Genomic DNA, 7,835 nt, shown 5'->3' with positions numbered 1-7,835 from the left:
GTTACGAGTGGCATAAGGGTATCTTTGTTTGCTTTTTAAAGATGGTAATAAATGTAATGAAATTTACTCATCTACAGTTCCTTATTTAAATAATCCATGCTGCCGCCTGCCTAATAACCGAATCAAAATTTAGAAGAAAGCAAGATAGATGTTGAGGACGTCTTTCTCATTTAAAAGAATTTCAAAATGTCCTTTTACGCTATTTATAAGCTGCCGTCTACCTGATAAAACTCAGAAGATTCTTTTATTTTAACTTATACTTTTGGATCATCAATTTTATCATTGAAGCTAGACAAACTGTCCCAAATAAAACAACTGTGTATGACAAAATAAAAGTGCAGAGCTTTGCAAAGGAAAAATGCAGAGTCCTGCACTAAATTTTTGTGCATAAACAAAAAAGACTTGCCAGTCACCCCAAGTCCCACTACAGTAATTGTGTCGAGCAATTGGTAGTGGAGGTAAGAAAGGATGCTAGCAATGTCTGATATTAATTGTATCAAACATTTAAGAAATAACAAAGGGTTATCTATTTCAGAAATACAACGAACAATGGGAATTAATTGGCGAACAGCTAAGAAGTATGCGGATGAAGATCAACTCCCTAAACAGAAATCATTTAAAAAGAAAGGGATGATGTATGAGGAAAAGTGGGGAGTAATTGTTTCAGATTGGCTGTTTGAGGATTTAAAGTTAAGGAAAAAATTAAGAAGAACAAAGAAACAAATATTTGAAGAACTAAAGGAAATGGGTTTCCAAGGTTCTTATCGTACTGTTTGTTACTTTATCTCTGAATGGATGAATACTCACCAAGAAGAAAAGGATAAAGGGTATGAAAGATTAGAACACCCTCCGGGTGAAGCTCAAGTAGACTTTGGAGTAATGGAAGCTGTACAAGATGGAGAAATTGTGGATATTCATGCTTTAGTTATGACGTTTCCTCATAGTAATGCTGGATTTGTAGTACCGTTACCAGCTGAAAATCAAGAATGCTTCTTACATGGTCTCAATATTCTTTTTAAACAGGTTGGGGGAGTACCTAAAAGGATAAGAATCGATAATTTGACCCCCGCTGTGAAGAAAAAAAGAACAAAAAATGAAGAAGCACAATTAACTGATGAATTTGTTCAATTTCAGAATTATTATGGCTTTGATGTGCAGGTATGCAATCCAAGAAGTGGCCATGAAAAAGGAAATGTTGAGAATAAAGTTGGATATATACGCTATAACTTTTTTACTTCAGCTCCAATAATGGACAGCTACGAGGGTTTAACTGATCAATTATTTCATAAATTAGAGGCGGACAGAAATAGAATTCATTATGCCAAAAACGTACGTATTGAGGACTTATGGCAGGAAGAACGGGATTATCTTCTAGCCTTACCAGAAAAGCCCTATCCTGTATTTAAAGAGCATCTTGTGAAAGTAAACAAATATAATGAAGTGAAAGTGGATCAGACGTTGGTTCATGTCCCTAAGGGTGGCAACTATAGTCAATTACAAATGATATTAACATGGGATCAATTAAAGATTGTTTCACCTAATGGGGAGATATTATTGGATGACTATCGGCCATATATGAAAAAGCGAAAAGCTTTACCATGGCTTTCAATAATTAAAACATGGATTCATAAACCAAGGGTTGTAGAATATTCGCGCTATAATAAGTATTTACCGGGAAGAATTAAAGAATTTTTGTTGGTAGATAATTTAATTATTCGTCGAAAACGATTAGAAGGTCTAGCTAGTTTATTAATTTCTCATGACATGAAGAAGATTAAGGAAGAGTTCTATGAATTAATTGCACAGGATAAGCTACCTAGTGATAATAATCCTTATGAAGTGGACTGGAGTAAATACGATTCATTAGCTCCTAGAGAGGAGGCTGTCAATTGAAACAGGACATTAAAGAATTGTGCAAGTCATTGAGGTTAGCTTATGTTGCGGATGTATACGAGCAAATACCGTTTGAAACTCCGGAACAATACTTGTATGGGCTACTTCAGGAGGAAATAAGATTAAGAGAAAAAGCGAGAGCGATCCGTTTGATAAAAAAGGCGAAGTTCTTAGATAAAAAGAGTTTACATGATTACGAGTGGACCGAACAACTTCGGTTCCCTCCTCACTTAACCAAAGAGGATTTGTGTAGCCTACAATTTATTGAGAATCGAGAAAATGTAGTTTTAGTTGGTTCACCCGGGACAGGAAAGACTCATTTAGCCACAGGACTAGGGAGAAAAGCTTGTGAACTAGGTTATGAGGTTCGTTTTTACCGTGTTGCCCACCTAGTTGAGGAATTAGAGCAAGCTTTACGTAACAACCGTTTATCAGCATTTAGAAAACGGATGGAGAAGGTTGATTTGGTCATTTTAGATGAAATGGGATACTTACCATTTAGTAAAGAAGGAGCTGAATTATTATTCCAAATCATATCGGAGTTTTATGAACAGAAAAGCGTAATTATTACATCTAACTTAGAATTTAGTCAATGGAACCGGATCTTTACAGATTCTCGATTAACAGCAGCGTTAGTGGACAGGCTAATTCATCACGCCCATATCATCTCTTTTCATGGCGAGAGCTATAGACTGTCCCACGCATTGTCGAAAAGGAATGAAATGGGTGGCAAACCTCTGCATTTTTAATTGCATTTCTCTGCACTTTTCTATTGCAAAATACAATTCGCACTAAAGCCTGCAGTAGTGACTTTTAAGTCATTATATTAAAAAAGTCCTTTTTCCAAAAAAAGAGATTTTAAAGATATGTTTATACTGTTTGTGCTCTATGTATTTTTTCTTCCCTTGGCAGCGTTAATGGACAAGGCTTTGAGAAATGGGGCCTTATATGAAAAAAATTTGGCTTATATGGAACAATCGGACACGGTTAACTATTAATAAAATTGTGTACCAGGATGAAAGCATGATAATAGTTAGTAGTTCCTATTTTACAAGCGTTATATGGAATTTAATTTACAATTAACCCTATATGTGGTAATATAGGGAATTAAAGGGGCTTGTATAAAATTGCTAATTTAGGAGGTAGTAACAATGAAGCAATGTGTAGACCTGAAAAAAATTGTGATTTTAGGATTACTTGCTAGTCTTTTAACTTTTGCATTAGGTTTAATGTCAGCTCAAGTTACTACTGAAATAGGAACTGTAAATTCATCTTTCGCATTATTAGCTACTAAACTCGGAATTAAACAGGCTACAGCAGGGCTTATTATTGATTTGGTTTCTGGAGGTTCAACCCTTTGGTCAATTGTTGCGGCAGTAGCTGGAATTAGCGGCGCCGGATTAATTGCAATTGGAGGTATTACTGCAATTAAAGCCGTTATTAAAAAGTCAGGAAGAGACTTTGCTATTTCCTGGTAATTAAAGCTGAAAGATTACAAGCCCCCTCTTTTTTCTGTTTACCTAGTCAGGAGGTGCCAGTTCAATAATGTTTACTAGTAATTCAGTCTTTTCTTTTTTAGATAAAATGATCAATATAATAAAATATAACAGAAAATCTGCTTTGCGAAAATTTTTAGCAGACTGGCAGCTGGATAAAATTGATCTTAGAAAGATATATGCATGGATTACACTCATTATGATTTTTATTATGAGTGCTTTGTTTTTTTTAACAGTATTTTTAACTGGTTATATCATCAAGGATCTAGATGCAAATACATGGTTAAATGTCTTTTTGAGCTTTGTAATATTTCTTGCTTTCTTCAACTCATTAAGTTTCTTTAATAAAAAATCTTCTGTTTTTTATTATGACACGACAAAAATGTTGTCTCAATTAAAAAGTTATAGAGTTTTGCAAGTCATTGCTTCTATTTATGGTGACTCATTGAAAAATACAGTGATAATGTGGTTCGTTTTGTTAATGCCTGTAGTTTTAGGGATACATATAAATTACCCAAGTTTTGATCTAAAATTTTTAATTTACTATTTTCCGCTATTTATTCTATTAAGTTTAATAATGACTATGTTTTTTTCATACTTCCGCTTTTTGTTTTCCCATTTTTTTTATATACAATCACTGCGTTTATTAAATCGCTTTTTTATATTTATAGTCGTTGGGCTCTTATTTTTTTTATTACCCTTCACGATCGCTTCACTGTTATTCAATTCACAAAAATTTGGAATTAAATTAGCAGATATTGTGATAAAATATCAGTCTTTTTTAATGGAACTCAGTCTGCCTAAGGACATATATAATCTCGAGTTTCATAAACTTTTCATCGTTTTTCTTTTCATGCTATTCATAGCTGGTGTATTCACTTTGATATGGATCAAAACATTAAATCATTTAGATTTAATACCTTATTACCAAATTCGTACCCGTAAAAGCTCTATATCTGATAAAGATAAGTTCATAAATACGAATAAATATTTTTTTGTAAAAGACATACTTCATATTAAGCGTGTTAGTTCATGGTTTATTGGGCATATAGGAAAAACTATATTAGGCTTGCTAGTATTTATCGGAATCGCCTTGCCAGTAGTACAACATTTTATTGATTCAACATCACCGTTGTTTTTTTTATCCATTATAACAGTATTTGCTTTTGCCATATTTCAAATTGTTGGCGACTCACTAAAAATGATATTAGCGGTTGATACAGAGGCCAAGAATATACACTTGCTTGTTTATACCAAATATACAATGTGGGATATTGTCAAAGAAAAATGGTATATATATTTTATTTTTACATTTCTAGTCACTTTTTTCGTAGTCTTATTATCTTCTGTTTTTATAAATGTAAATATTTTTCTGTATGCTTTATCAATCACTATTATGCTCACCTACGGTGGACTGAGTGGTTTATTTCAAATATTCTCAACAGCGTTATACCCACGGATAAATTGGGAGCATCCCTATGAAATTGGTGAATCCCACAAAGCTAATTTTATAGATAGCATTTTAAATAATGGTCTAACTTATCTATACACGGTTTTCATAGGAGGATTACTGATCGCAGATCAATTTTTCGGATTAAAATTAAACACTATGGTTGCATGTATTCTTATATTAACTCTCGTTGCTTTTTTCTTTTGCGCTTATGCCATCGTTGCTGCGTATACTAAACAAATTTCAGTCAAGGAGGTTTTCTTAAAAAATGATTAAGGTGAAAAATTTATCTAAAAGATATGATGAAAATATCGTTTTAGATAACCTTAATTTCCAAGTGGATACGGGTTGTATCTATGGGATTGTTGGTACCAATGGTGTTGGGAAAACTACCTTTCTACGTATCCTTGCAGGTTTATCCAAACCAGATCATGGTGAAATATACATTGATAACATAAAACGTGTTGGTAATAATAGTAATAAAAAAATAAGTTTTGTTCCTGATTCCGCTTCTTTATATGAATATTTAAGCGGGGAAGAATACCTTTTGTTCTTTGCATCTATTTTAGATGTTTCGAAAGAGTTGCGAAAAGATAAAGTTTCTTATTTAATTGACCTCTTCAATTTAACATCAGCAAAAGATGAATTGATTAAGACATATAGCCACGGAATGAAACAAAAGGTATCTATTGCATCAGCATTATTGAACGATCCAGATATATTATTATTAGATGAACCTTTGACAGGAATCGATTTAATCAATTCACATATTATAAGACAATATATAAAAAAGTTTGTAAAAGCAGATAAAACAGTCATTCTAACGACACATTTACTTGAATTGGCACATTCTCTATGCGATAAAATAGGGATTTTACATAAAGGTAAAATTGTCGAGGAATTTTCAACCAATAAATTAAGTCTCGATTCAATAGAAAAGCGTATTACATCAGTTTACTTAGGTGAAAATTCTGGAGAAATGATGAGCAAATGAATTTTCAGGGAAGGGGTATAAAGGATGTTGTTCGTCAGCTTGTATCTAATAACAAAATATTGTTTGTCATTTCTTTACTTTTATTTTTTGGGGGAATGGCAGGGGGGTATTTGTTTAGAATAGATGCAGTAAGAGGAGACTTAAACTATATACAGGCTTCTGATGTAGAAGACTTACTTTTTAATAATATAAAGGCATCACTAGTTATTGCTTCGGGATTACTTTCTCTAGGTATTCCTACTGTTATATTTTTGATAACCAATGGGTTAATAGTCGGTTCCTCTATTCAGCAGCAATTGGAGCTTGGATTGTCTATTTCAAGTATTTTTGTAAAGCTAATCCCGCATGGAATATTTGAGATACCTGCGATATTAATAAGTGGAATCATTGGATTAAAAGGCGTATCAATTATTATTGAATATTTCCGTACTTCTTTAAGTACAAAACAGCTAATAAAACAGACGTTATTTGAAATAGCCCTATTAACCAGTATAATATTAATTTTCCTTACATTGGCAGCAATAATAGAATGGTATATAACCCCATTATAATATTGGAGGTCATGTCATGAGTGTAAAATTTGCAAATTTTCTATCAACTTCCCTTTTTTTCTTAGCATTGATCGTTATAGTACTAACTAAAAATCTATATTTAGGTTTATTCCCCTTAATTTTGTCTATGTTTATTCTTACTTGGCAATTAGGAGGAAAGATAAACAATAAAATGTTAAAATTCATTTTTTTGGGCTTTGAATTTCTGTTTCTTTTTATACTCTCATTTTTTTTAATAAATCATCTTCTTACGAGGGGTATATAAATGAATATTATGAATAAACCAAGTATCAAGTTGGTATGGTTTGGAATATTGGTAAACTATATATTGCTTTATTTAAGTATTTTTGATTATTTAAACAATTATATGAAAAGCATTTTACCGGATTTAGACAGTATGGTCTCGGTCATATTGGTTTCTATAATTGGTATTCTTAATTTAGCTTCTATTTTCATAGGGGTTCTGATATTAAGCATTATAGCGTATATATTTGGTCGAATATTTCGTATTGGGATAACTAAGCGAGAATTTTTATTTATTTGTAGTATAGTTATGTTGGTGAACACTTCCATTCAGATTCCCATAGCTTTGGCAAACTTTATAAATGACTCAAATAATATTGTTTTGGTTAGCAATAATCTTTTATTTACTTTATTTAATCCTTTCTTATTGTTATCTATTTTTGTCTTCTACAAACTATTACTTAAATACGATGTACCCAAAAAAATTATTATTAGTTATTGTTTAACATTTTATTTTTTACAATTAGGAAGTACTCTTCTCTCAAACAGAATGCTGAATTTATAACCATTGACCAAGGAAGGCTTAAGCAGTATGTGATTTGCTTATCCCAAAAAGTATAGTCTTAAATTGGTCAGTTGTGCAACTATTTTCGAATTAAAACAAAGTCATTTTGTTTTCAAAAATGATTTTGACTGAAAAATAACTGGCCAATCACAAAATAGAGATGACGTTGATATTAAACTGCCTGATGTTTTTGCAACGATAAAAGTTCAACTATTTCGCTCCGATTAATGTGTACGTCTTCATGACAAAATTCCATCCTGCATAGATAGCGAATCGGTCAAGGGGAAAATCGCCTTTGGCTGCGAGAAAGCTCGCAGAAGTAGCAGTTAGCTTAACGCAAGGGTGTCCGTGGTGACGCGGAATCTGAAGGAAGCGAGCGGCAAACTTTGGGTCTCTCGGAACACGAACTTCATATGAGGCTAGGTATCACTGGGTGAGTTTGCACAACAAAACAAAGCCCTTTCTGCCGAAAGTGATACAGAGTAAATGAAGCAGATGGATGGAAGGAAAGATTACACTCTTACCCGGGGAGGTCTGGCCTGGCACGCCAAGTAACCTTGGTAACCCGGATTAACCCCCGAGTTTTGGACATAGTTACTCTTAGTCTATCTTTTTCTTAAAATAGCTCTCTTTTTCTTGATTA

Annotated in this window: 6 protein-coding genes; all 6 read left to right on the top strand. The window is 32.8% G+C overall.

Going from position 1 to position 7,835, the window contains the following annotated elements; all coding sequences use genetic code 11:
- Positions 1-468: 468 nt before the first annotated feature.
- Positions 469-1,893, top strand: coding sequence for an IS21 family transposase (gene istA / locus AC0KTX_RS16140; RefSeq protein WP_474253104.1), 1,425 nt, complete (start codon positions 469-471; stop codon positions 1,891-1,893).
- Complete coding sequence (gene istB / locus AC0KTX_RS16135; protein WP_066247858.1) at positions 1,890-2,642, top strand: IS21-like element helper ATPase IstB; 753 nt, start codon at positions 1,890-1,892, stop codon at positions 2,640-2,642. Before istA ends, istB begins: the two co-directional genes overlap by 4 nt.
- A 402-nt stretch (positions 2,643-3,044) precedes the next feature.
- On the top strand, positions 3,045-3,371 hold the full coding sequence (locus AC0KTX_RS16130; protein ID WP_144598225.1) for a circular bacteriocin, circularin A/uberolysin family: 327 nt from the start codon (positions 3,045-3,047) through the stop codon (positions 3,369-3,371).
- A gap of 67 nt (positions 3,372-3,438) precedes the next feature.
- Positions 3,439-5,115 (top strand): hypothetical protein, encoded by a 1,677-nt coding sequence (locus tag AC0KTX_RS16125; RefSeq protein ID WP_474253103.1) that lies wholly within the window; start codon positions 3,439-3,441, stop codon positions 5,113-5,115.
- Positions 5,108-5,833, top strand: a complete 726-nt coding sequence (locus AC0KTX_RS16120; protein ID WP_474253102.1) for an ABC transporter ATP-binding protein — start codon at positions 5,108-5,110, stop codon at positions 5,831-5,833. Before AC0KTX_RS16125 ends, AC0KTX_RS16120 begins: the two co-directional genes overlap by 8 nt.
- Entirely contained in the window at positions 5,830-6,384 is a 555-nt protein-coding gene (locus AC0KTX_RS16115) for a stage II sporulation protein M (RefSeq protein WP_474253101.1), read from the top strand. The genes AC0KTX_RS16120 and AC0KTX_RS16115 overlap by 4 nt, the downstream gene beginning before the upstream one ends.
- The last annotated feature ends 1,451 nt before the right edge of the window (positions 6,385-7,835 follow it).

The organism is Aeribacillus sp. JST-2 (genome assembly GCF_056032925.1).
Note: the sequence above shows the minus strand (reverse complement) of the source record. Positions and strands in the feature narration are given on the sequence as shown.

Excerpts from the sequence above, each read along its gene's own strand:
- istA (WP_474253104.1), top strand. The coding sequence starts at position 469 with ATGCTAGCAATGTCTGATATTAATTGTATCAAACATTTAAGAAATAAC.
- AC0KTX_RS16130 (WP_144598225.1), top strand. The coding sequence starts at position 3,045 with ATGAAGCAATGTGTAGACCTGAAAAAAATTGTGATTTTAGGATTACTT.
- AC0KTX_RS16125 (WP_474253103.1), top strand. The coding sequence starts at position 3,439 with ATGTTTACTAGTAATTCAGTCTTTTCTTTTTTAGATAAAATGATCAAT.
- AC0KTX_RS16120 (WP_474253102.1), top strand. The coding sequence starts at position 5,108 with ATGATTAAGGTGAAAAATTTATCTAAAAGATATGATGAAAATATCGTT.
- AC0KTX_RS16115 (WP_474253101.1), top strand. The coding sequence starts at position 5,830 with ATGAATTTTCAGGGAAGGGGTATAAAGGATGTTGTTCGTCAGCTTGTA.